Consider the following 23,200-nt stretch of genomic DNA (forward strand, 5'->3'; position numbering starts at 1 on the left):
TAGTGAGTATTGCGGACGGTCTTTATAAAAAGGTACAATGAAGCTGCTAAGAAAGGAGAGATTTACTTGTCCCAGTTTTTTATTATTCTGATTGTCGTTTCTGCGGCATTCTACCTTTTTCAAAAAGTAAAAGCGTTCCGTGCCTCTTCTCCCGGCCTGAAACGGTGGACGCAGACTAAAGCAAATATCAGCCTCGGCACAGCGCTTGCTTCAGTAGGGCTGCTGCTGTTGTTTACGAACCGCGGCCTTGTGGATATTATTATTGGAAGCATATTTACCCTTCTCGGAGCAGCAAATATTCTGCTTGGCATGCGGGCTTATAAATTATACAAGCCTTATGCTGCTAAAGAAGTTGAGCAGGAGCGTAATCAACGGGAACCTTCTTAATTATTTTGTATACCGCCATTTACAGGCTGCCGTTCTTACAGAAACCGGCTGCCTGTTTTTTATGGTCTTAAAAACTGCTCTGTCTGCCCCGCTGTACTTATCGATCTAGCAGCTGTGCCATCATTAATGCTTTTCCAACAATAGCACCCTTATGGTAAAGCTCTACATCAATTTTCCCATTTTTTCTTCCTACATCAAGCATTTTCCCTTTTAAATCAATTGTACTTTCAATTTGTACAGGCTTAATAAAATAGATTGTAATATTCTCTACAGAAATGTCGCCGCGTTTGTACTGCTTCAGCAGACGACTGCCTGTTTCCGTTACAAGAGTGGTCAGAACGCCATAGGAGATCATTCCAAGATGATTGGTCATCTGCGGACTCAGCTCACACTTATATACATATTCCGAGCCCGGTTCCGTTTCATGAAAACGACTTGTAACGAGGTCTTCAATCGTTTCTCCTACGTGCGGCTGTCTCTGTACCATCTGCAGCGCTTTGAGCACATCCTGGCGGCTGATCACGCCAAGGAGGTGACGGTGATCATCAATAACAGGGAGAAGTTCAATCCCCTCCCATACCATGACGTGGGCGACAGAAGCGATACTTGTCCGCTCATTTACGGTAATGGGGGATTTAGTCATTACTTTTTCGATTGGAGTTGTCATCTGCGCTCCAAGAACATCTTTGGCTGCTACCATTCCCTGCACTTTCATATCTTCACTGATTACCGGATAACGGCTGTGGCCGGTACGTCCGTTCATTTCATGCCATTTATCAACCGTATTGTCGGTTGTCATGTAATACGTATCCTGAAGAGGAATGAGAATATCATCCACAATCGCAATTTCTTTTTTAATTAACTGATCATAAATGGCCCGGTTAATCATCGTTGCAACCGTAAAGGTATCGTAGCTTGTCGTAATGACCGGAAGTCCGAGTTCATCGGCAAGCGTGATAACATTTTCGTTTGTATCAAACCCGCCCGTAATCAACACAGCTGCTCCTGCCTCCAGGGCCAGCTTATGCACCTGATAGCGGTTTCCAACAATCAGCAGATTCCCGGCTTCTACGTACCGCATCATCGCTTCCAGCTTCATCGCGCCGATTACAAATCGATTCAGCGTTTTATGGAGTCCATTACGTCCACCCAGCACCTGTCCGTCTACAATATTGACCACTTCTGCATAGGTAAGTTTTTCTATGTTTTCTTTTTGCTTCTTTTCAATACGTATGGTCCCAACCCGCTCGATTGTGCTGACAAGCCCTTGATTTTCTGCTTCTTTAATAGCCCGGTAAGCGGTACCTTCACTTACCTCCAGCGTTTTCGCTATCCGCCGCACCGATATTTTCTCTCCCACATCCAGATCCGTAATATGGTGGAGAATTTGTTCATGCTTTGTTGTCATGTTCAAGCCTCCTCTTTTCCCAAACCTCTATACCTTTTTTCTTTATCGTTTCAAACTGTATTACTCTTATTATACGTTTCTGTTATATACAATTCAACTAACCTCTTTCTGTCAGGTGTTTCTTCTGTCCGCTGTATAAAACAGCCGGCTTTTCCGCCACTCATTATTAATACAGCTGCTCCTGAAAACGGAGCTTTGGAAAACCTGTTCTATTCATGTAACGAAAAAAAGCTGCTTTCCGTCTCCGGAAAACAGCTTCATCCTGTTACAGTTTTTATAAGTCGGTGCCTTCGCCGGCACTCCATGCAGCTCCCTCAGCCGGGGAAATGGAAGAAACAAAAGCTTCCGGATCCTGCTTAATCGGCGGCATCGTGTTGTAATGAATCGGTACCGTGAATTTCGGTCCTATCCACTCTACTGCCTGTTTTGCGTCTTCCGGTCCCATCGTAAAGTTATCGCCGATTGGGACAAACAGCAGATCAATGTTATTGCGTTCACCTATCATTTTCATATCGGAAAACAACCCGGTATCCCCCATATGATAAATGGTTTTTCCTTCAGCTTCAAAAAGGATTCCGGCCGGCATACCCATATACGTAATGGTCTGCGTTTCTTCGTCCATAAAGGAGGAACCATGAAAAGCCTGGGTGAATTTCACTTTTCCAAAATCAAACGTATAGGCTCCGCCAATATGCATAGGGTGGGTGTTAAGACCTTTCCATCCTAAATAAGTAGCCAGCTCAAACGGCGCTACGATCAGCGCATCGCTTCTTCTTGCAATATCTTCTGTATCGCCGAGATGATCATTATGACCATGTGTCAGCAGAATCACATCTGCTTCCACTTTCTCTGCCTCAAGATCTGTTAAACCGTTTCCCGTAATAAAAGGATCAATTAGAATGGTTTTGCCGTTCGTTTGAATTTTCACTACTGAATGTCCATGGTAGGTTACTTTCAACGTCAACACTCCTTTTGTTCTGTCTCGATTTATTTCTCCCTTTTGTATACCTTTCTTCTACGAATTTTAAACAAAAGTTACCTGCGCTTATGTAATACGTCCACCCCGCCGGTCACTTCCATCACCGTACCGGTAATCATATCGGAGTCTTCTTCACATAAAAATAAAATCGTCCGGGCTATATCCCCGCCGGTACTCGGACGTCCCACTGGAATACTGTTGTCCTTTACCGGTCTGGCATCTTCTATGCCGGCTTCTTTGTACTCCGATGTAATGACGCCCGGGCATACCATATTTATCGTTATCCCATTTTCCGCCTCTTCCACCGCTGTGGTTTTCACAAGAGAGGAAAGGCCCGATTTAGCGGCTGCGTATGCCGAACGATAGGGCCACGCGGGCGCCTGCCCGGCTCCCTGAAAACCATACGCTATAACTCTGCCATAGTGCTGTTCTCTCATAATCGGTACTGTTTCCTTTAAAAGATAGAACATAGAGCTCAGATTTCCTTCTATCATCTCGTGCCATTCCTCCGGCTCATAATCCATCAGCTTTTTTGGTTCAAAAATATACGGTCCTGCATTATTAATCAGCAGATCAATCCTGCCGAATTGTTCTTTCGCTTTCTGAACCAGCTGTTTAATATCAGCAGGTTTTGTAATATCTGCATTTATACACTGCAGACGCTCCTCTGCCCCGGCCCAGTCCGCCTTTAATTTCTCCACCGCTTTTTTGTCATTTCTGTAGCTGATGGTAACAGAGTAGCCCTTTTCCAGCAGCATGTCTGTTACTTTCCGCCCCAGTCCCTTTGATCCTGCTGTAACTAGTGCATGGCGCATGATTAGTCCTCCTCATAACACGATCTTTCTATGTATACTTTCCTGTTCAATATCCTTTATCATCATACTATGCTTTCGGGCTTCCGTAAAAATATTGTGCTCATGTTCAGCGCTTTCATCCATGTGATATACTAAAGGTATCTACTGTCGTACACTCTTCAAAAGGAGGATGACCATGGGCAAATACCAGCATATACTAGTAGCCGTAGACGGTTCGCAGGAGGCAAAAACTGCATTCAAAAAAGCGATGGAGCTTGCGGACGAATACAAGGCAGCGTTAACTATTGCTCATATTATTGACACCCGTACTTTCGCTACGGTCGAGCATTATGACAGGGCAGTTGTTGCCCGGGCGGAAGGATACGGCCAGGACCTTTTGGACAAATATGCAGCAGAAGCGAAAGACGCAGGATTAACCGATGTAACAACGGTGCTCGATTTTGGTTCCCCAAAAGTAAAAATACCAAAAGATATTGCCCGAAAAACAAAAACGGACTTAATTATTACAGGAGCAACAGGCCTGAACGCCGTAGAGCGTATATTTATAGGGAGTGTATCAGAGGCTATTGCCAGACAGGCAAAGTGCGATGTTCTTATCGTACGTACAGCGAATCATCCTGATCAGCCTCCTTCGTAACTACGGCCTGAGAACCGACTGAAATCTATGTTGAAGACACAAAAAGCCCTCACCAATTTGAATGGTGAAGGCTTTTTTTGAGTTCATTATTCTGCCAGTTTTCCTTTGGCAAGGCCAATCGCATGACGAACCTGGTCAAATCCTGTTCCGCCTGCACTGTTTCTTCTTGATACTACTGTAGAAGGCTTTAACACTTCATAAATATCGTCTTCGAACAGAGAGCTTGCTGCTTTATACTCTTCCAGAGAGAGGTCCAATAGAAAAATATTCTGTTGAATGCAGGTCAGCACCAGTTTTCCAACTACTTCATGAGCTTCCCGGAACGGCATACCTTTGGTCGCCAGGTAATCAGCCAGCTCTGTAGCATTGGAAAAATCAGAGTGGGTTTCTTTATTCATAACTTCTGTATTGACCGTCATCGATTCAATCATGCCGGTAAAAATGTTTAATGACCCTTTTATTGTGCGCACCGTATCAAACATGCCCTCTTTGTCTTCCTGCATGTCTTTATTATACGCAAGCGGGAGGCCTTTTAAGAGGGTAAGCATAGAGAATAAATTGCCATAGACTCTGCCCGTTTTCCCTCTGATTAACTCCGCCATATCCGGATTTTTCTTTTGCGGCATAATACTGCTGCCGGTAGCAAATGCATCATCAAGCTCCACAAAGCGGAATTCCTGGCTGGACCAGAGAATCATCTCTTCTGCGAGTCTGGATAGATGCATAATACTCATTGCTGAGGCACTCATAAACTCAATAATAAAATCCCGGTCGCTTACGGCATCGAGGCTGTTTTCGTAAATTCCGTCAAACCCGAGCAGCTCCGCTGAATAGTGGCGGTCGATAGGAAACGTCGTTCCCGCCAGCGCCCCAGCTCCAAGCGGTGACAGATTCACACGCTTTAAGCTGTCTTCAAAACGATCAACATCACGCTGAAGCATCCAGAAATACGCCATCAGATGATGGGCAAAAGATATCGGCTGGGCCCTCTGCAAATGGGTGTACCCGGGAATAATTGTTTCTACATGCGCTTCCGCCTGGGTTACAAGCGCCGTCTGCATATTTTTTAAACTTTTTATAATTTCCTTTGTCTGCTTGTTTAAATACAGGTGCATGTCGGTTGCCACCTGGTCGTTCCGGCTCCGGCCCGTATGAAGCTTACCGCCGAGCGGACCGATTTCATCGGTTAGGAATTTCTCAATGTTCAAATGAATGTCTTCGTTTTGAACGCTGTACTCCAATTCACCGGCTCTCGCCTTTTCTCTTACTTTCTGCAGTCCTTTTTTAATCTTCCCGGTTTCTTCGTCTGTTAGAATACTGGTTTTATTCAACATTTCCACGTGAGCCAGGCTTCCTTCAATATCTTCTTCTACCAGCTCTTTATCAAAAGAGATGGATGCCCCAAAGGCATCCACCCATTCTTCTGCTGTTTTCGTAAATCTTCCGCTCCAAAGCTTTGTCATACATTAACACCCTTCACACCGTTTTTATTAACCTGGCTGTGAACTTTTGTTGGAAGGCCCCATAGGCTGATAAATCCAACTGCTGCACTGTGATCAAATTCGTCACCCGTAGAATAGGTGGCAAGATTTTCGTTATAAAGGGACAAGTCGGATTTTCTTCCTTCTACAATAGCATGTCCTTTAAACAGCTTAACTCTTACCAGGCCGGTAACGCTGGTCTGCGTTTCTTCAAGGAAAGCAAGAAGAGCTGATCTAAGCTGGGAGAACCAGAGACCTTCATAAATAAGCTCGGCAATTTTCTTTTCTATAACCGGCTTGAAGTGTGCTACTTCTTTAGGAAGCGTAATATCTTCAAGTTCTTTATGAGCAGTTAAAAGCGTAGTAGCACCAGGGCATTCGTAAATTTCTCTGGACTTAATGCCGACCATTCTGTTTTCCACGTGGTCAATTCTGCCGACGCCGTGCTTGCCTGCTACGTCGTTCAGATGAAGAATGAGCTCATCAAGTTCATACGCTTTACCATCGATAGCGACGGGCTTGCCCTGTTTGAATTCAATTTCAATAATATCCGCTTCGTCCGGCGTTTTTTCAAGCGGTGTAGTTAAATCATAAGCACCTTCCGGCGGTGTAGCCCAAGGATCTTCGAGAATGCCGCACTCGTTGCTTCTTCCCCATAAGTTCTGGTCTACGGAATAAGGATTGTCAAGATCCACAGGAACTGGAATATTGTGCTGCTTGGCATAGTCAATTTCTTCATCTCTTGACCATCCCCAGTCTCTTACTGGAGCAATAACTTCCAGGTTAGGGTTCAGTGCCTGAATGGAAACTTCAAATCTTACCTGGTCGTTCCCTTTTCCTGTACAGCCGTGAGCTACCGCATCTGCATTGTATTCTTCTGCGATTTCAACAAGCTTTTTGGAAATAAGCGGTCTCGATAGAGCTGAAACGAGCGGGTATTTCAATTCATACATTGCGTGTGCCTGCATAGCGGGAAGTACAAAATCTTCCGCAAATTCTTTTTTCGCGTCGATGCTGATTGATTCAATTGCGCCGACTTTCAACGCTTTATCTTTTACAAACTGAAGGTCTTTTCCTTCTCCTACGTCCAATCCTACTGCAATAACGTCGTAGCCGTTATCTTTCAGCCATTGAATTGCCACCGATGTATCAAGTCCTCCGGAATATGCTAATACTACTTTTTTCTTTGCCATTCTCTTTCCCTCCATTTATATAACTCTTATCCATGTGTGATTGAATATTCATACTGACTTTATTATTTTTATACATTCGCCTGCAAAAAATATAAGAGGTTTTATCCTCTTACTTTGGCACGCTCTCAGCGGCGTCCTTTGCTATTTATTACTTTAACAACTTCTATTCGCTTTTGCAACACTTATTCATAAAAAAGCATAAAAATTTATTTTTGAATCTACAGCGTTTGTTAAAAATCAGTATATTTCCTTTATAAATAGAGGGTTTATGCCGATTATTTATTTATTTATCTTTTCGCTTTATAAACCATCATGCATAAAAACTGCATTATATGTTATAAAAGCTAATATAAATCGTCTTTTTACTATTTTCTATCTATTTTCTTCATTTTATTCACCATTGCGGTAATACGCTGCTGCACCATTCCGTATACACTTTGCTTTTCATACAATCCATCCGCCGTTCTTTCTCCCCCGGGAACACCGGTTAAAATTTCCATTCCTTCTTTTATAGAAGATACAGCCCAAATATGAAAAAGTCCCTTCTCTACCGCTTCAATTATTTCATTACGCAGCATCAGGTTTCTGCTGTTGAGCTTTGGGATTATCACCCCATGTGTACCGCTTAATCCTCTTCGTTTACATACAGCGTAAAACCCTTCGATTTTTTCATTGACGCCGCCGATTGGCTGCACGTCCCCAAACTGGTTAACAGAGCCGGTAACCGCAATGTCCTGTCTAAGCGGGATTTGTGCCAGAGAAGACAGAAGGGCATAAAGTTCCGTACTTGATGCACTATCTCCATCTACCATGTTATACGATTGTTCAAAAGTAATGCTTGCCGCCAAAGGCAGTGGATCATCCTGTGCAAATTCTGCCTGCAGATAGCCGGAAAGAATGTGCAGCCCTTTCGTATGGATCGGCCCGGTTAAAAAAGATTCCCGGTCTATGTTAACGATTCCGTTTCGGCCGACGTACGTTCTGGCGGAAACTCTTGTAGGCAGCCCAAATGACAGCTCTCCTCTTTTGGAGACAACAAGGGCATTAATCTGGCCGACTGCCTTCCCATCTGTGGATATCATAATCGTACCTTCATCAATCGCGTCCTGCATTAATTTTTCCATTTGATTGGTTCTGCTTTGTTTTTCATTCCGGGCACGCTTTATATGTTCCGCCTTAATGAAAGCCGCTTCGTCTTTACGCGCCCAGTAATCCGCCTCCATTAATAACTCTGCGATGAGATGAAAGCGTGCCGACAGCTTTCTTTTGTCATTAACAAGGCGCGTGCTGTAGTCGATGATTTTAGCCAGCGCCTGTTTATGCACATGCAGAAGCTGATTCCGGCGGCAGATATAGGCAATAAAAGCCGCATATTCCTCTATATGCCTGAACGTACGATCCATACTAGTTTCAAACTCAACCTTGACGCGGAACAGCTTTCGAAATACTTCATCCGTCTGAAAAAGATAATCAAACAAGGAAGCCGTACCGATTAAAATGACTTTCATATTAACCGGCAGCGGTTCCGGTTTTAGAAGGCTTCGGGAAACACCAGCCGCTTCATCAGCCAGAGCTTCCATCCTCAGCAGCCCGGACCGCAGCATCTGCTTTAGAGCCTGCCAGCTGTATGGATGGGACAACAGCTCAGCCGCTTCCAAAATAAGAAAGCCTCCATTTGCTCTATGAAGGGCTCCGCCTGTAAGCATGCTGAAGTCTGTCTCCAAACTCGGCAGCACTGGTTTCTGATCCACTTTTCCAAACAGGTTGGCATAGGAAGGGTACGTTTCATAAATCACAGGAGCGCCCTGTTCTTTTTTATGGCTGACCAGGACATTGACCGAAAATATGACTGGAATATCTCCTCTGTTTTTTTCATCTTTTTCATGAAACAATGTCTTCCATTTTTTTATTATTTCACTTCGGATATTTTCTATATACGCAACAGCTTTCGGTACACCAGTATAAGCCTCTATCATTTCTTCAATAGGCCCGTAGACCGCGCGGCCGACCATCAGTTCTTCTGCATCCTGCCACTTCTTTTTAATGGACCGGCGCATGATCTGCTGCTGTCTTAACGTAGCATTCACATCTTTCGTAAGAATTTTGCTTTTCTCCATTATTTTCTGCTTCGTGGTTTCGTCCAGTTCCTGAAAAGACTCCTCAGAATGAGGCACCCCTTCCTTTGTCAGCGGTACAGCTACTACTCCCTGCTGCTTTTTATCCAGTGCGAACTGCTGATCCAGTGCTCTTTTTTCTAATTCCTGCCATTTATCGTGAAGTTCGTTTTCCTGTATCTGCGCCATGTTCATTTTCTGCTGTTCAAAGCTGTCGCCAGTCAGCGCTTTGTTAATTTCCTCCTTGATTTCATTCATCATTTCTTCTAGATGAGCGGCAAACAGATTCCCTTCCCCTGCCGGAAACTCGATAAAAGCCGGAGTGCTTGGAAAATCAAAATTATGTATATAAACAATATCGGCAGGAGCGGCCTGCTTTACTGCAGCCTGCTCTGTTTTTAATCGGGCAAATGTCGTTCTTCCGGTACCGCCCGGACCGGCTAAAAAGATGTGATGGCCGTCATGCTTCATCTGCAGGCCAAATTCCATAGCCTCCTGGGCCTGCCCCTGTCCAATTAGTTCAATAGGTGTTTTTTTTAGTTCCTTTGTTGTTTCGAAAGAGAAACTATCCGGATCACACCTTGCAGCTAACTGTTCCGGAGACAGAATTAAATCTTGACGGCAGATCAATACAATCACTCCTTTTTTGGTATGTATATACCTTTCTCTCCGACGGGTGTATTTCCTGCATTCCTGAAAAAAAACCGGCACCCTTATTGGCAGAGGTGACTGCCAGTAAAGGTGCCGGTTTATATTTATTACTCTACTGCTGCCCGCTGAACGCCAGAGCGTCCCGTGCGATCATTACTTCTTCATTGGTTGGAATAACAAAGATTTTAACGGGAGAATTTTCTGCACTGATTTCTGCTTCTTTTCCCCGTGTCTGGTTTCGTTCTTCATCGAAATGAATACCCATGAAGCCAAGCCCTCTGCTTACTTTTTCTCTTACGGTGATGCTGTTTTCGCCGACGCCTGCCGTAAAGACAACAGCATCTACCCCGTTCATGCTTGCAGCATACGCACCGATATATTTATGGATACGTGAAGCAAATACGTTCATTGCTGTCTCGGCGCGTTCATTTCCACCTTTGGCTGCTTCATCGATATCACGAAGATCGCTTGAGAACCCGCTCAATCCAAGCATGCCGCTCTCTTTGTTCAATACGTGAATAACTTCCTCTGCACTTTTGCCTGCTTTTTCCATGATATACGGAATAAGAGCAGGATCCAGGTTTCCAGACCGAGTCCCCATGGTTACGCCTGCCAGCGGGGTAAAGCCCATCGATGTATCCACGGACTTTCCTCCGTCTATTGCAGCAATACTCGCACCATTTCCAATATGGCAGGAAATAATTTTGACATCTTTTTCGTCTTTGCCAAGCATCGCCGCAGCTCTTTCTCCTACATACTGGTGGGACGTGCCATGAAAACCGTATTTACGGATACCGTATTTTTCATAATACTCATAAGGAATACTGTATAAATACTTATCCTTTTTCATCGTTTGATGAAAAGCCGTGTCAAATACTGCCACAGAAGGAACATTCGGAAGCACCTGTTTAAATGCTTTAATTCCCATAATATTCGCCGGATTATGAAGAGGAGCCAATTCACTCAGCTTTTCAATTTCCGCTATCATGTCATCGGTCATTAAAGCAGAAGCGGAGAACTTCTCGCCACCATGGACGACCCGGTGACCGATTCCATTAATATCATCGAGTGATTGAATAATTTCTTTTTCAGTCAAAAACGCAAGCATTTCTCTTACAGCGTCAGCATGATCATTGATAGCGGGATGAACAGTGTGTTCTTCCCCATCAAATTCAATCGCCATCACTGTACCATCCATTCCAATCCGTTCTACTAAACCTTTTGCAATAATTTTCTCTTCCGGCATATGAAGGAGCTGGAATTTCAACGATGAACTCCCAGCATTGATAGCCATAATTTTCGGCATGTAAAGCGCCCCTTTTTCTACTTTCTTTCAAACCTTTTCTATTTAAACATTTCAACAGATAAAAAGCAAGAAAACCCTATTGCATCAGGCCATTCAAGCTTATATTTGTAAGCGGTTCCTATCGCAGTGCATTAAGAAAATCCTTCTTCTTTAAACCAGTTGTCAATACTTTTCATCATTTCTATCATTGCTTCGCGGTTTGAAAATGAGGGCATTTCTGCAAGCAGTGCCTGTCCGGGCTGTCTGACATTCGGACCTCTTTTTTGTATAATCCAAATACTTTTGGCAAACTGCTGATCTTTAAACATGGAACCCGGAAGCTGCAGCAGCCCCAGAGTAAATGCATATTTTTTAATGACGCGCTGCAGATCCTCCGACTGATCGCTCTCGAAAATAAAGTTTGGCACAAGCAGGAGCATGACTCCATTTTCTTTTAATTCCTTTAACGTGCTTTCTATCATAAGATGATGCACGTAAGGCTGGTCGCCTGTTACATTTAATTCATACTGCGCTGCTGCTTCCTGTTTAGGATAATATCCTACAGGAAGGTCGGTAACAACGAGATCTGCCGGAATCTCCGGTAGCTTTTCAATGCTGTCCTGATGAAACAGTTCTACGGTGTGTTCCTGCAGGTTGGAAAGAACGTAGGCAATATTCAGCAGGGTTTCGTCTACCTCTGCCCCGTATGCCACTACCTCTTTATTCAGCTGATTTAACACTGCCGTAAGCAGGTTGGCTGTTCCTACAGCAGGATCCATTACAGCTTTTATTTCTTTTTTAGCTGTCAGCTTTTCTGCCAGATAACCCATAAACATAGCTACCGCGTCCGGCGTCATCGCATGATGCGGCTGCACATTTTCTTTCATTCCCTTTATAACGGCCAGCTGGAAGGCTTTTCTTATCTCTTCACGTTTCATTTCAGGCGGAAGGCCAGCTTCAAGCTTTTTCTGGAGCTCCTTTTTCTGTTCGTCGGGAAGCGACTGAACAACCTCCTGCTGAAGAAGATTTTCTCCGGCTTCCGCCAATGCTTCCAAATAAGTTAAGCCCAGGCTTTGCTGCACCGCCCCGGTCATTTGATCGATCCACTCATATAACGCTTCTGTATTCGTTTGTTCTGCCATTTTCTTTCCTCCCATAATTCATGCCTCGTACCCTTGCTTCATAACGTGTGATAGTATATCAGACCTTAAGTCGATCCTCCACCATTGAAGCCGACGGCTGTTTAAAAATAATGTAATCCCCGCATCATAAAAGCCTCTACAACATTGTAGAGGCTTCTTTATGATCAATTCTTATTAAATCAGGCTTTTAGCATGCTTTAGTGCTGCTTCATAATCAGGATGTTCGGATACTTCCGGTACAATCTGCTTATAAGCAACTACTCCTTCGCTGTCTATAACGAATACGGAGCGTGCCAGCAGACGCAGCTCATCGATCACAACGCCGTAGCTTTCACCAAAAGATAGATCACGATGATCAGATACTACTTGTATATTATCTATTCCCGCTGCCGCGCACCAGCGCTTCTGCGCAAACGGAAGATCGTTGCTGATCGTTAATATCTGTACATTATCAAGCTCAGCCGCTTCTTCATTAAACCGTCTGGTCTGCTTGTCGCATGTACCTGTATCAATAGAAGGTACGACGCTGATTAAGCGCACTTTCCCTTCGAAATCGGACATTTTCACTTCGGATAAATCATTTGCAAGAACGCTGAAGTCCGGGGCGAGGTCGCCTTCATTTACTTCCGCACCTCGAAGCGTAACCGGGCTTCCTTTAAATGTAACGTTGGTCATGGAAATTCCTCCTGTAAGTTAGTCTAATTAGTACTATACCCTGTTATCCTAAATGAATAAACGGCCGCTCTTATTTTTCAGCGTGAATTACTCTCGTATCAGAGAAAATATCATGAATTCCCTGCTTTTCATCTGTAAAAGCCACCACCAGATACAAAACATTAGTAAACACGAGCAGCCGGTGAATCAGACGGCCGACTACTTCCCTGAAAAATAAGTCACTCCAGCGAAGAGGCAGCATATCTTTTCGCACTACTTTAAGTCCGAAAATCATTTTTCCAAGCGTCTGCCCGGTTATTTTTGTCATAATCAAAAAATACAAGTACATAACGAGTCCGCTTAACAGGCCCTGAATCGTAAAGAATTCCAAAAGCGAAACCGATCCTGCATTAAAAAACGCAAGCGGACTGAGCAGAATACCATTTACCGCAAAAACGATCAGCAGGTCTGCAGAATAAGCCCAGAATCTCATCCAAAAACCAGCGTAGCGCTGCAGCGGTTTAATTCCTTCTGCCGGATTGGAAGAAGTTCTGTCTTTTGACGAATGTTCTTCTTCACCGCCGGCTGTATCGTTATGTCTTTCTGTGTTTTCTGCCGGATGTGATTCATTATCTTTTAACTGGTCCGGTTCCCGAGTTTCATCCTCGTGTTTCTTATCATCAGCCACTGTCACCCCTCCTCTCTAGTCCGTGTATAAATACATAGCCCGTGGAGAATTAGATGTGGTCAGAAGTTCTTTTATACCAAGCAGTTCCGCATCTTGAACAAACAGGCTTCTCGCTCCTGCTCCTACAAATGAATTAACGGAAAATCCAGCTCCATACTGTACAACGCGGGCTCCTTCCAGATCTTGTTCTTCTTCCATAAACGCTATCGTATCATCCATCGTGCCAAGTTCATCAATGAGATTAAGATCCCGGGCCTGTTCGCCGGTATAAATACGTCCGTCTCCGATTTCGCGGACTTCTTCTTCGTTTATACCCCGGCCGTCAACGATAACCTGAACGAAATCATCGTACATGTCATCTACTATGGATTGAAGAATTGCTTCATCTTCTTCTGTCATTTCTGTTCCTGGAGACATAATGTCTTTGAACTCTCCGCTGGTAATGGAATTTTCTTCAATTCCAATATTATCTGCCAGCTCGGAATAGTTGATGCTCTGCATAATAACGCCTATTGAGCCTGTGATTGTAGCAGGGTGGGCCACAATTTTGTCAGCAGGAGCTGCTATGTAATAACCGCCCGATGCTGCCTGGTTTCCCATCGTAATATACACCGGCTTCTCGTGTTCCTCCTGAACGCTGACAATTGCGTCGTGTATTTCTGCACTCTCCACTACACCGCCGCCTGGAGTATTCACTTTTAGAATAATTCCATCCACGTCATTAGAGCTTCCTGCCTGTTCCAGCATGTGTAAAAACTCCTGGTGATTGTAGCCGCCTGCATCAAACAGCGAGCCTTCCCCAGTATCCTGGATCACACCCTGCAGGTCGAGCACGGCAATTGTATTCCCGGAGCCATCTCCCGCCTGGAGCTCTTCTTCTTCAATTCCTTCCATTCCTCCGGTCTGGCTTCCTCCTCCTGCAAATTCGCTCCAATTAGCGCTTGCAAGAGAGGAAACTGCCTGAAATCCAATGGAAACAACAATAACAATGGCTGCTATTACCAACGCAATCCATCTTTTAAAATTCATGCTATCCCTCCTCTTTGCTATTCTCTCACAGGCATTTCGTTATTTCCAGCGTCTTTCCATTATCTTCTATACTGCCAGCTTCCACCTACAACAGTGCCGATTACGTTTGTGCTTAATATAGCGTTTACCGGGATGGAAAATAAGTCCTGATCCAGTACGGTAAAATCAGATTTATATCCGGGAGCAATACAGCCCAGCTCTTCTTCAAGACCGACAGCTTCCGCGCTTCCTCTCGTGTATAGACGAACTGCCTCAAATACAGACAGTTTCTGGTCCGGCATATAGCCGTCATGTGATTCGTCCGGACGCCGTCTCGCCACGGCAGCAAAGATCCCTTCCAACGGATCTGCGGATTCTATCGGAGCATCTGATCCTCCTGCACAGATAAGACCTTCATCCAGCAGGGTTTTCCACGCAAACGAATAAGGCATTCTTGCGGACCCAAGTCTTTCTTCGACCCAGGGAAAATCGGAGAGCACAAAGCTTGGCTGCAGATCCAAAATGACAGACAGCTGTTTCAAACGGTTAATCAGCGGCTTATCTGCTACCTGTACGTGAATAATTCGATCCCTTTTCCCGGCCGGCACCGGATACTTTTCCATTGCAGTAACTACCAGTTCCAGTGCCCTGTCACCTATAGCATGTACCGCTACTTCTTTTCCGGCTTCTCTTGCCCGCCTGACAATAGCCAAAAAATCATTTTCGCTGTGTATAGCCATACCAGAAGTATCCGGAGCATCATTGTAGGGCTTTTTCAGCCAGGCAGTCCGCCCTCCCAGTGCACCGTCTGAAAATATTTTCACTGCGCCAAACGTTACAAACGGATGTACAGGGGGCTCTTCTGCAAACAGTTCCTCTGCTACTTCGTGGTGCACGAGCAGGTTTGCACGAAGCGCTCTTTTTTCTCCCAGCACTTTGTAAAACGTTTCATACGTTTCTTGAAAGCTGTTGTAATAATTTAAATCCTCCGTGTGTCCGCCTGTTAAACCCATCGAAAGCATGTGATCAACTGCAAGCGTAAGCGCCTTTTCCAAATACTCTTTCGTAACAGGCGGCATTACCTCTTTAACCATATCGGCAGCCTGATCGAGCAGATAACCGGTAGGCGTTCCTTTGGCATCCTTAACGATCATTCCGCCCGGAGGATCGGGTGTCTCTTCATGTATGGAAGCCTTCTTCAGCGCTTCGGTATTAGCAAGCGCTGCATGACGGCAGATCCGTGTCAGAATCATCGGGTTATGCGGCGCCAGCTGATCAAGCTCCTGCTTATGAAAAATTTTACGATCCGGAAACTTATTTTCATTCCAGCCTTCTCCTATAAGCCATTCGCCTTCCTTCAGGAGAGCTGCTTTATCAACGATCAGCCGCTGCATTTCCTCTGCTGTTTCACATCCGGATAAATCAAGAGTGAGCATTGTTTCCCCGAGGCCGATCATATGGAGATGACTGTCAGTGAATCCCGGATAAAGAACGGCACCTTCCAGATCTTCCTCCCGGTCTATTTGACCAGCGTACTTTTTTTTCAATTCCTCTACGGAGCCGGTCATAATTATTTCTTCCGCTTCTGTGTAAACCGCTTCCGTCTTGTCGCCTTCTTGTTTCATCGTATAGATTGTCCCGCCGTGCCAGAGTGTTCCCATTGCTATTTCCTCCCTGTATTTAATTAAAGAAGTGAATCAATGCCGCCTGCCGATGCGGCCGAAGCAGATATCGTTATCGTTTCTGTTTGCTGCACCGCCTCTTCCACGAGAGGTTCGTAATGAAAATGGTTTTCAAAGCGGGAGGCTTTCCCCCTCAGGGGCTTTGTAACAGAGTCTGTCGGAAGAAAAATCGTGCAGCAGTCTTCATATGGACGAATTGATATAGGATAGGTACCAATGGTTTCTGCCAGTTCCATTACATCTTCTTTATCCATGGCGGCCAGCGGCCGGATAACCGGCATAGTTGTTACTTCATTAATAGTATACATGCTCTCAATCGTCTGGGATGCTACCTGGCCGATACTCTCCCCATTGATAATCGCCTGGATATTTTCTCTTCCAGCTACTTTCTCAGCGATGCGAAGCATCATTCTTCTCGTCACCGTCATTTGATAGCTTGAATGAATATGGTCCCTGATGCCTGTTTGAATACTGGTAAAAGGAACAATGTGCAGCCTGATATCCGCCCCGTATGCCGACAGCACTTCGGCTGCATCTTTTACTTTCTGAAGGGCATGGCTGGTTGTATAAGGCGGACTGTGAAAATGAATTGCTTCAATCGTAACGCCTCGTTTTAGAGAAAGATAACCCGCTACCGGGCTGTCGATACCGCCGGAGAGCATTAACAGGCCGCGGCCTCCGGATCCAACCGGAAGACCTTTAGCACCGGAAATCCGTCCGCAGCTGATATACGTTCCCTGTTCTCTAATATCAATAGTTAGTTCTACCTGCGGCTGATGGACATCGACCGACGTTTCTTCAGTATGTTCTAGTATCCATCCACCGACGGCTGGATTTACTTTCTGCGAAGATACCGGGAAATTTTTGTACGCTCTTCTTGCGCTCACTTTGAATGTATTTTTTGATCCATCGTAAGCTTTAAATACAGCTAAAGCTGTACTGCGTATGGACTCGATGCTGTTTTCCGCTTTTGCTGCCAGACTTAAAGAAGAAATACCAAAAACAAAACGGATTTTTTCCGCTACTTCTGAGCCATTTTCTCCATGCAGTTCAATGATAATTCTGCCATAGGTTCTTTTTGCTTTCACATCCGGAAAAGCAGTTATCACCTGGCGGATATTGTGCAAAAGCTGTTTTTCGAACAACTTTCTGTTCTGTCCCTTTAAAGCAAGTTCCCCGTACCTCACGATTATATGATCAAATATCATTTATTTTCCTCCTACAACTAATTGAACAGCAGGAAAGATGCTGCTGCATGCTCTAAGCAGCTCATCTATATCCTGTTCTGTCGTTTCTGCACTTAAACTGATTCGAAGGGCTGTTTCTGCACGCTCTTTCGTATAGCCGCATGCGCCAAGTACTGAATCAGTGTTTTTTTCTTTAGAAGAGCACGCAGACTTTGATGATATATAAATTCCGCGGCCGGATAACTCCTCTACTATAGCTTCCGGCTTGGAGTGCTTAACAGAAATATTTAAAATATACGGCACGCTGCCGGATGCAGGTGTATTAATTTCCACTCCTGTCATCCCCTGATAATGATTCGTCATCTTGTTATGCAGCTCCCGCAGCCTTCCATTCGATGCCTGATAAGCTTCCCGGCTTAAACGGAGGGCTTTCACCATGGCCGCAGCCGCCGGAACATTTTCCGTACCCGCTCTCATTCCGTTTTCCTGGGCGCCTCCCATTATCAGCGGCGCCGGATTTTTCCCTTTTTTCTTTACAAGAATCCCCGCTCCTCTTACTCCGTGAAATTTATGGGAAGAAAGGGAGTACAGATCGACGTAGGTCAGGTCAATAGGCAGCTTTCCGGCTCCCTGTACATCATCTGTGTGAAAATATATTTTAGGAAATGCCGCCAGCTCCCGCCCTATCTCTTCTATCGGCTGCACGGTTCCTATTTCATTTTGTACTCTTATAATAGATACAAGTACAGTATCTTTACGCAGAGCTTGTATAACCTGTGAAGCAGTGATACGACCATCAGATCCAGGCTGTAAATACGTCACTTCAGCTCCCTGTTTTTCCTGGTCCTGAAACTGCTTTAATACGGACGGATGTTCCATTACTGTAGTAACGGCATGCTTCCCCCTGGAAGCAAGAGCCTTCATCGTACCCTGAACTGCCAGAGCATTCGATTCGCTGCCGCCTGACGTGAATATAACTTCTTCGGCCTCCACGCCAAGCATAGAGGCAGCGGAGTCCCTTGCTTTACTCAGCAGAATGCCCGCATCCTTTCCCAGCTGGTGCATAGAGGAGGGGTTGCCGAAATAGTCCCCGGAAGCTTTTATAAATGTTTCCATCACTTCCGGCCAAGGCTTTGTTGTTGCGCTGTTGTCTAAATAAATCATGGCGTCCTGCCTTTCTATTTTTCTTCGTTCATTATACTCTTCTCAACGTAATATCCTACCACATTTCCTGCATGATGTACGTTTTCGCGAAACAAAAAAAGCCGTCTGCCAGAGACGGCTTTTTCTTCTACTGCTTTCCAAACTCCAGCAGCACTTCACGTATATTTGAATTCTTCTTTTCCATTGCCCCGACAGCTGTATTAACAGCGTCATCGTAACGGCCTTTATGGAAATGCTTTTCTGCTTCTTTGAACTGCTCATGGAGCTCAGCATCGCTGCTTCTGTAACGATTTCCATATTGAATGGCAAGCTCCGCCATTCTGACCTGCTCAAGCGTGGCGATCAGGCGCTGATGAAAGCGGCGTACACTCTTGTCTGCTTCATCGACATCTGCATTGGCGCGGGCAATTTCCACCGGCACTTCATCCAATGTCTGTTCTGCTGCTTTTACGTTCTCATCCGCATCATCCAGGTCATTTAAAAGCGGGGATGGAATTCTCGGCATAAACGAACGCTGCAGAAGCATTTCATCTTCCAGCAGCTGGCGCTTTACGGAAGCAAAAGTGTCCAGTGCTTTCTTTTCGTCTTTACGAAGCGTGTACAGTCTGTCTTTGAGCTGCTGAATTTCTTTCGTAAGGCCGCTCCATTCCTTACGGTGTTTTTCAAGCTGGCTGCGCTGTTCCGAAAACGTCTGGGTCCGGTTAAGATTAGCATCCTGGAATAAACGCCAGTTTCTAATCGTATCGTCCATTTTCACTGCCAGTCTGTCATGCTGCTCTTTATCTTCCATTGGAATTAAGTAGCTGACTTCAACCTTCGCTTCTTCGCGCTGAAGGTCTGCCAGCTTTTCTTTTAATTTTCTCAGCTGTTCTTCAAGCTGCGGTATTTCTGCCTGTACGGCCCCGCGGGCATCAACCTCTTTTTCAAGCATTTCGTAGGTTGCTTCCATGAAACTTCTTATTTCTTCAATTCTGTCTTTTACTTTTTCCAGCTCAAACTCTTCACAGCTTTCTTTTAAAGCGGGCAGTTCCTGTTTATATTCTTCAATCTGCTCGTATAACGAGAGATGTCCGAGCGGATAGCCCTGGCCTTCCATGTTCTCTACACCGCGCTGCAGTTCCCTGAGTTCAGAAGGCAGTTCCATGTCCAGGTCTTTTAGTAAAACGGGAATTTCCTTCATCTGGGCGTTCTGTACTTCCAGATCGTGATCGACCTGTTTCAGCGTCTGTCGGGCTGATGTGTAATTGCCTGCCTCCCGGTCTTCTTCGAACGAAACCAGTGCCTGCTTCATTTCCGTTTTTCGTTCCTCAAAAACCGGTGCTGTTTTTCCAAGTGACAGAGAGTGCTGCAGAAGGTGCCTTGACATCGCGTCAAATTTTGCCTGTGTTTCAGAAATCCCTGCTTCATTTTCTTTCTCGCTGTGCACAAGCTCATCGACTTCTTTAAAAATAACGTCTATCTGCGCTTCTATATCCTGAAGCTGGTTCTCTACCGCCGTAACCAGCTCTCTCGCTTTTCCAAACCGATATTTATTGGCCTGCTCTTCAATATCAAAGAGAGCTTTTTCAATATCAGGAATGTGTGTGCCGACGATATCATCCCAGTCTTTACGCCAAAGTTCAAATTTTTCTTCCGTTTCTCCGGAAATTTTCAATCCTTTTACTTTAGCAATTTCTTCTGCGACCGGCCGGCTTCCCAGTTCGATTTTCCAATTTTCCAGCCTGTCTACATCTTTGTATATTTTTCTTCTTGAGAGGGTTCCATAAATAACAACAGCTACAACAATCACCAAAATAGCTAAAAGGATAAACTCCATTCCATTTTTCACTCCAGTTTCAACAACATATGTTTGAATTATATTTTTAATGCGGCACTGCTCGTGCTTTTATATGTATACATGAATCAATATGGCAGCTGTTGTTTCTTCTCTGTCAAAGAACATAAGCTTCTATCAGAAAACATGTATTCATGGTTTGTTTATTTTTTTAATCAATGACTTTATGATAACATGTAAAGGCTCTCGTGTGAGAGTTCGTTACATAAATATTTCAGAAATATTATCCGGTATTATAAATCCGGGAAGGATGAAGTCTTATGAACCCAAAGCGCGATGGCCACGTCCATACGCCATTCTGTCCCCACGGCACGTCCCACTCTCTGGAAGAGTATATTGAAAAAGCTGCGGCAGGAGGAATAACTACTTTAACTTTCGCCGAACATGCTCCTCTGCCTGAGGGATTTACTGACACTGTACCTGATAAAGACAGCGCAATGTCTTTATCAGACCTGGAAGCTTATTTGATGAAGCTGGAAAACATTAAAAAATCCTATAAAAACGATATCACGATCTTCACCGGCCTGGAAGTCGATTATATTGAAAGGTATGAAAAAGAGACAGAACAGTTTCTTACTACGTATGGGCCGCATTTGGATGACAGCATTCTTTCTACTCATTTTCTGTTAGCTGATGGAGAATATACCTGCATGGATTACAGTCCTGAATTTTTTTCTTCATTAGTAACTCAGACTGGGTCAGCAGATGCTGCGGCTCGTTTATACTTTGAAACGGTTCTGCTGTCTGTGAAAGCGGATCTTGGGCCGTTCAAACCCGGACGGCTGGGCCACATGACGCTCGTTCACAAATTCCAGCGTAAATTCCCGCTGAAACAGTACCCTGCCGATTTAGTCCATCAGATTCTGTATGCCGTTAAAGAGCAGCATATGGAGCTTGACTATAACGGCGCAGGCACGGCTAAGCCTCTCTGCAGGGAGCCCTACCCACCTGAATGGATCATAAAAGAAGCACTTAAGCATCAGATTCCCCTTGTATACGGGTCAGATGCCCATCAGCCCGCTGAGCTGTTTCAAGGCGTTACGGATCTTTATATTGATAAAAACATTCATTTATAAATAAAGGAGATATGAATATGCATATTGCCCCGCTGCACCTCATAAACAAACAGCTTGACGCCCTTTTAGAAGGAGAGACCGATCAAACAGCTAACCTGGCCAATGCTTCTGCTTTACTGTACGAGCATTTCTCTTCAGTCAACTGGGCCGGGTTTTATTTGTATTCCCAAAAAGAGGATGAACTTATTCTAGGACCTTTCCAGGGTCTTCCAGCCTGCGTTCGTATTGCCATAGGAAAAGGAGTATGCGGCACGGCCGCTCAGACGTTTGAAACGCAGCGCGTTGAAGATGTCCATGCCTTTCCGGGTCATATTGCCTGTGACAGCGCCTCCGCTTCTGAAATTGTCGTACCTCTTGTAAAAAACGGTGTCCTTCTCGGAGTACTCGACGTGGACAGCCCGGAACAAAACCGTTTTTCAGAAGAAGATCAGAAGATTTTGGAAGAATTTGCTGCTGTTCTTTTAAAGCATATTTAACATCCCTTCCTTCTATTGACTTGACAGCTTTAAAAGGATATAATGGTCTTTGTGCAAAAAGACAGCCAGGGTAAGCCTGCCATGTTCGATATTTCTACATTTTATTCCTATGCTCTTTAGGAGTGTAAGGTGTATTGCGTACCCTCCAGCTGTCGAGGTGAAGATACATGAAAATAAAATGGGCATAGCGGGAGATTGCCAACGTTGCTCTTTTTTCAACTATTTTATTATAAAGGAGATTACTTGTATGTCACGTTATACAGGACCATCTTGGAAAAAGTCACGTCGTTATGGAATTTCTCTTAACGGCACAGGAAAAGAATTAGAAAAAAGACCTTATGCACCAGGTGAGCACGGACCAACACAACGCAAAAAGCTTACTGAATACGGCCTTCAGCTTCAGGAAAAGCAGAAGCTTCGTTTCATGTACGGCTTAAATGAGCGTCAGTTCCACCGCACTTTCGAAATCGCAGGCAAAATGCAGGGTGTTCACGGCGAAAACTTCATGGTTCTTCTTGAAGCACGCCTTGACAACATCGTGTACCGCCTCGGTCTTGCACGTACGCGTCGTGGTTCACGCCAGCTCGTTTCCCACGGCCACGTAACTGTTGACGGCAAGCGTGTAGATATTCCTTCTTACCGCTTAAAGCCAGGCCAGGTTATCGGCCTTCGCGAAAAGTCACGCAACCTTACTTCTATTAAAGAAGCTTTGGATGTAAACAGCTACAAGCCTGACTTCGTCAGCTTTGACGAAGAAAAAATGGAAGGTTCGCTTGATCGTTACCCAGAGCGTTCTGAACTTCCTGCAGAAATTACGGAAGCCCTTATTGTTGAGTGGTATTCCCGTTAATAAAGAAAAGCAGCCGTCCGGCTGCTTTTTTTTATTTTATATCGTCCATACTCTATTTAATAACCAGCAGGCGCTCCTTTAAGGGCACAGCCATAGGGTAAATGAAAAAGTACGCTCTTTCCCTGGTTTTCCACAGCTAAACAAAAAAGCAGCCAAACGGTAGTGACCCCTAAAAGTTAAAGTTTTATGATGCAGCGAGTTGGCTGGTCGATGTTCGGTACTTCACCGGGCTTTGGCCAGCCAATTTTAATTTGATCCGATCGTGATTGTAGTAATGAATATAGGCTTCCAACCTTTGTTTGAGCTCTTCGTAGGAGACAAGCTCTTTTCCATAGTACATTTCCTGTTTTAACAGCCCGAAGAAATTTTCTATCGGGGCGTTGTCTGCGCAGGTCGCTTTCCGGGACATGCTGGCAAACACACGGTTGGTTTTCAACAAGGTGGTCCAGGCCCGGTGCTGATAGTGCCAGCCCTGGTCTGAATGAATGG

Annotated in this window: 21 protein-coding genes; 5 read left to right on the top strand and 16 right to left on the bottom strand. The window is 44.8% G+C overall.

The annotated features are described in order from the left end of the window. Positions 1 to 66: 66 nt before the first annotated feature. The gene (locus ATL39_RS07200) at positions 67 to 387 is read left to right on the top strand and encodes a YtpI family protein (RefSeq protein ID WP_170146864.1); all 321 of its coding nucleotides are present in this window, start codon (positions 67 to 69) and stop codon (positions 385 to 387) included. A gap of 97 nt (positions 388 to 484) precedes the next feature. On the opposite strand, the gene ATL39_RS07205 is transcribed toward ATL39_RS07200, so the two are convergent. The 3 genes from ATL39_RS07205 to ATL39_RS07215 form a co-directional block, all read right to left on the bottom strand. After that, positions 485 to 1,795, bottom strand: a complete 1,311-nt coding sequence (locus ATL39_RS07205) for a CBS domain-containing protein (RefSeq protein WP_120192610.1) — start codon at positions 1,793 to 1,795, stop codon at positions 485 to 487. A gap of 274 nt (positions 1,796 to 2,069) precedes the next feature. After that, positions 2,070 to 2,753 carry a metal-dependent hydrolase gene (locus ATL39_RS07210; RefSeq protein WP_120192611.1) on the bottom strand — a complete coding sequence of 228 codons (684 nt, stop codon included), beginning with the start codon at positions 2,751 to 2,753 and terminating at the stop codon, positions 2,070 to 2,072. A 77-nt stretch (positions 2,754 to 2,830) separates the two neighbouring features. Further along, positions 2,831 to 3,589: an SDR family oxidoreductase gene (locus ATL39_RS07215; RefSeq protein WP_120192612.1), complete on the bottom strand. Its 759-nt coding sequence runs from the start codon at positions 3,587 to 3,589 to the stop codon at positions 2,831 to 2,833. Between the two features lie 175 nt (positions 3,590 to 3,764). Between ATL39_RS07215 and ATL39_RS07220 the strand changes: the two genes are divergently transcribed. Next, positions 3,765 to 4,226: a universal stress protein gene (locus ATL39_RS07220; protein WP_120192613.1), complete on the top strand. Its 462-nt coding sequence runs from the start codon at positions 3,765 to 3,767 to the stop codon at positions 4,224 to 4,226. An 86-nt stretch (positions 4,227 to 4,312) separates the two neighbouring features. On the opposite strand, the gene argH is transcribed toward ATL39_RS07220, so the two are convergent. From argH to ATL39_RS07280, 12 genes are all read right to left on the bottom strand, one after another. After that, positions 4,313 to 5,689, bottom strand: coding sequence for an argininosuccinate lyase (gene argH, locus ATL39_RS07225; protein WP_120192614.1), 1,377 nt, complete (start codon positions 5,687 to 5,689; stop codon positions 4,313 to 4,315). Further along, on the bottom strand, positions 5,686 to 6,900 hold the full coding sequence (locus ATL39_RS07230; protein WP_120192615.1) for an argininosuccinate synthase: 1,215 nt from the start codon (positions 6,898 to 6,900) through the stop codon (positions 5,686 to 5,688). The genes argH and ATL39_RS07230 overlap by 4 nt, the downstream gene beginning before the upstream one ends. 365 nt (positions 6,901 to 7,265) lie before the next feature. After that, positions 7,266 to 9,644, bottom strand: a complete 2,379-nt coding sequence (locus ATL39_RS07235; protein WP_147419340.1) for a Lon protease family protein — start codon at positions 9,642 to 9,644, stop codon at positions 7,266 to 7,268. Between the two features lie 133 nt (positions 9,645 to 9,777). Then, entirely contained in the window at positions 9,778 to 10,971 is a 1,194-nt protein-coding gene (locus tag ATL39_RS07240; protein WP_120192617.1) for an acetate kinase, read from the bottom strand. Between the two features lie 131 nt (positions 10,972 to 11,102). After that, positions 11,103 to 12,092 (bottom strand): class I SAM-dependent methyltransferase, encoded by a 990-nt coding sequence (locus tag ATL39_RS07245; protein ID WP_120192618.1) that lies wholly within the window; start codon positions 12,090 to 12,092, stop codon positions 11,103 to 11,105. Positions 12,093 to 12,266: 174 nt separating this feature from the next. After that, a complete protein-coding gene (gene tpx, locus ATL39_RS07250) occupies positions 12,267 to 12,767 on the bottom strand; it encodes a thiol peroxidase (RefSeq protein WP_120192619.1) in 501 nt (166 codons plus the stop codon). A 70-nt stretch (positions 12,768 to 12,837) separates the two neighbouring features. Further along, complete coding sequence (locus ATL39_RS07255; protein ID WP_245960938.1) at positions 12,838 to 13,434, bottom strand: RDD family protein; 597 nt, start codon at positions 13,432 to 13,434, stop codon at positions 12,838 to 12,840. Between the two features lie 15 nt (positions 13,435 to 13,449). After that, entirely contained in the window at positions 13,450 to 14,463 is a 1,014-nt protein-coding gene (gene sppA, locus ATL39_RS07260; protein ID WP_120192620.1) for a signal peptide peptidase SppA, read from the bottom strand. Positions 14,464 to 14,522: 59 nt separating this feature from the next. Continuing rightward, entirely contained in the window at positions 14,523 to 16,103 is a 1,581-nt protein-coding gene (locus tag ATL39_RS07265; protein WP_120192621.1) for an amidohydrolase, read from the bottom strand. Positions 16,104 to 16,126: 23 nt separating this feature from the next. Beyond that, complete coding sequence (thiI, locus tag ATL39_RS07270) at positions 16,127 to 17,332, bottom strand: tRNA uracil 4-sulfurtransferase ThiI (RefSeq protein ID WP_120192622.1); 1,206 nt, start codon at positions 17,330 to 17,332, stop codon at positions 16,127 to 16,129. Further along, the gene (locus tag ATL39_RS07275; protein ID WP_120192623.1) at positions 17,333 to 18,475 is read right to left on the bottom strand and encodes a cysteine desulfurase family protein; all 1,143 of its coding nucleotides are present in this window, start codon (positions 18,473 to 18,475) and stop codon (positions 17,333 to 17,335) included. A gap of 127 nt (positions 18,476 to 18,602) precedes the next feature. Continuing rightward, positions 18,603 to 20,291 carry a septation ring formation regulator EzrA gene (locus ATL39_RS07280; protein WP_120192624.1) on the bottom strand — a complete coding sequence of 563 codons (1,689 nt, stop codon included), beginning with the start codon at positions 20,289 to 20,291 and terminating at the stop codon, positions 18,603 to 18,605. A gap of 278 nt (positions 20,292 to 20,569) precedes the next feature. On the opposite strand from ATL39_RS07280, the gene hisJ reads away from it, so the two are divergent. The 3 genes from hisJ to rpsD all read left to right on the top strand — a co-directional run bounded on the left by hisJ (position 20,570) and on the right by rpsD (position 22,711). Next, the gene (gene hisJ / locus ATL39_RS07285; protein WP_120192625.1) at positions 20,570 to 21,385 is read left to right on the top strand and encodes a histidinol-phosphatase HisJ; all 816 of its coding nucleotides are present in this window, start codon (positions 20,570 to 20,572) and stop codon (positions 21,383 to 21,385) included. Positions 21,386 to 21,402: 17 nt separating this feature from the next. Further along, complete coding sequence (locus ATL39_RS07290; RefSeq protein ID WP_245960939.1) at positions 21,403 to 21,861, top strand: GAF domain-containing protein; 459 nt, start codon at positions 21,403 to 21,405, stop codon at positions 21,859 to 21,861. A 247-nt stretch (positions 21,862 to 22,108) separates the two neighbouring features. Continuing rightward, entirely contained in the window at positions 22,109 to 22,711 is a 603-nt protein-coding gene (rpsD, locus tag ATL39_RS07295) for a 30S ribosomal protein S4 (RefSeq protein ID WP_120192627.1), read from the top strand. A 184-nt stretch (positions 22,712 to 22,895) separates the two neighbouring features. Here rpsD and ATL39_RS07300 read toward each other — a convergent pair. Continuing rightward, positions 22,896 to 23,200: IS3 family transposase (locus tag ATL39_RS07300; RefSeq protein WP_147419341.1), on the bottom strand; the 305-nt coding region annotated here is incomplete at its 5' end.

The organism is Sinobaca qinghaiensis, from assembly GCF_003610495.1.
Lineage (GTDB): Bacteria > Bacillota > Bacilli > Bacillales > Marinococcaceae > Sinobaca > Sinobaca qinghaiensis.

Excerpts from the sequence above, each read along its gene's own strand:
- ATL39_RS07205 (WP_120192610.1), bottom strand. The coding sequence starts at position 1,795 with ATGACAACAAAGCATGAACAAATTCTCCACCATATTACGGATCTGGAT.
- ATL39_RS07215 (WP_120192612.1), bottom strand. The coding sequence starts at position 3,589 with ATGCGCCATGCACTAGTTACAGCAGGATCAAAGGGACTGGGGCGGAAA.
- ATL39_RS07220 (WP_120192613.1), top strand. The coding sequence starts at position 3,765 with ATGGGCAAATACCAGCATATACTAGTAGCCGTAGACGGTTCGCAGGAG.
- argH (WP_120192614.1), bottom strand. The coding sequence starts at position 5,689 with ATGACAAAGCTTTGGAGCGGAAGATTTACGAAAACAGCAGAAGAATGG.
- ATL39_RS07230 (WP_120192615.1), bottom strand. The coding sequence starts at position 6,900 with ATGGCAAAGAAAAAAGTAGTATTAGCATATTCCGGAGGACTTGATACA.
- ATL39_RS07240 (WP_120192617.1), bottom strand. The coding sequence starts at position 10,971 with ATGCCGAAAATTATGGCTATCAATGCTGGGAGTTCATCGTTGAAATTC.
- ATL39_RS07245 (WP_120192618.1), bottom strand. The coding sequence starts at position 12,092 with ATGGCAGAACAAACGAATACAGAAGCGTTATATGAGTGGATCGATCAA.
- tpx (WP_120192619.1), bottom strand. The coding sequence starts at position 12,767 with ATGACCAACGTTACATTTAAAGGAAGCCCGGTTACGCTTCGAGGTGCG.
- sppA (WP_120192620.1), bottom strand. The coding sequence starts at position 14,463 with ATGAATTTTAAAAGATGGATTGCGTTGGTAATAGCAGCCATTGTTATT.
- ATL39_RS07265 (WP_120192621.1), bottom strand. The coding sequence starts at position 16,103 with ATGGGAACACTCTGGCACGGCGGGACAATCTATACGATGAAACAAGAA.
- thiI (WP_120192622.1), bottom strand. The coding sequence starts at position 17,332 with ATGATATTTGATCATATAATCGTGAGGTACGGGGAACTTGCTTTAAAG.
- ATL39_RS07275 (WP_120192623.1), bottom strand. The coding sequence starts at position 18,475 with ATGATTTATTTAGACAACAGCGCAACAACAAAGCCTTGGCCGGAAGTG.
- ATL39_RS07280 (WP_120192624.1), bottom strand. The coding sequence starts at position 20,291 with ATGGAGTTTATCCTTTTAGCTATTTTGGTGATTGTTGTAGCTGTTGTT.
- hisJ (WP_120192625.1), top strand. The coding sequence starts at position 20,570 with ATGAACCCAAAGCGCGATGGCCACGTCCATACGCCATTCTGTCCCCAC.
- ATL39_RS07290 (WP_245960939.1), top strand. The coding sequence starts at position 21,403 with ATGCATATTGCCCCGCTGCACCTCATAAACAAACAGCTTGACGCCCTT.
- rpsD (WP_120192627.1), top strand. The coding sequence starts at position 22,109 with ATGTCACGTTATACAGGACCATCTTGGAAAAAGTCACGTCGTTATGGA.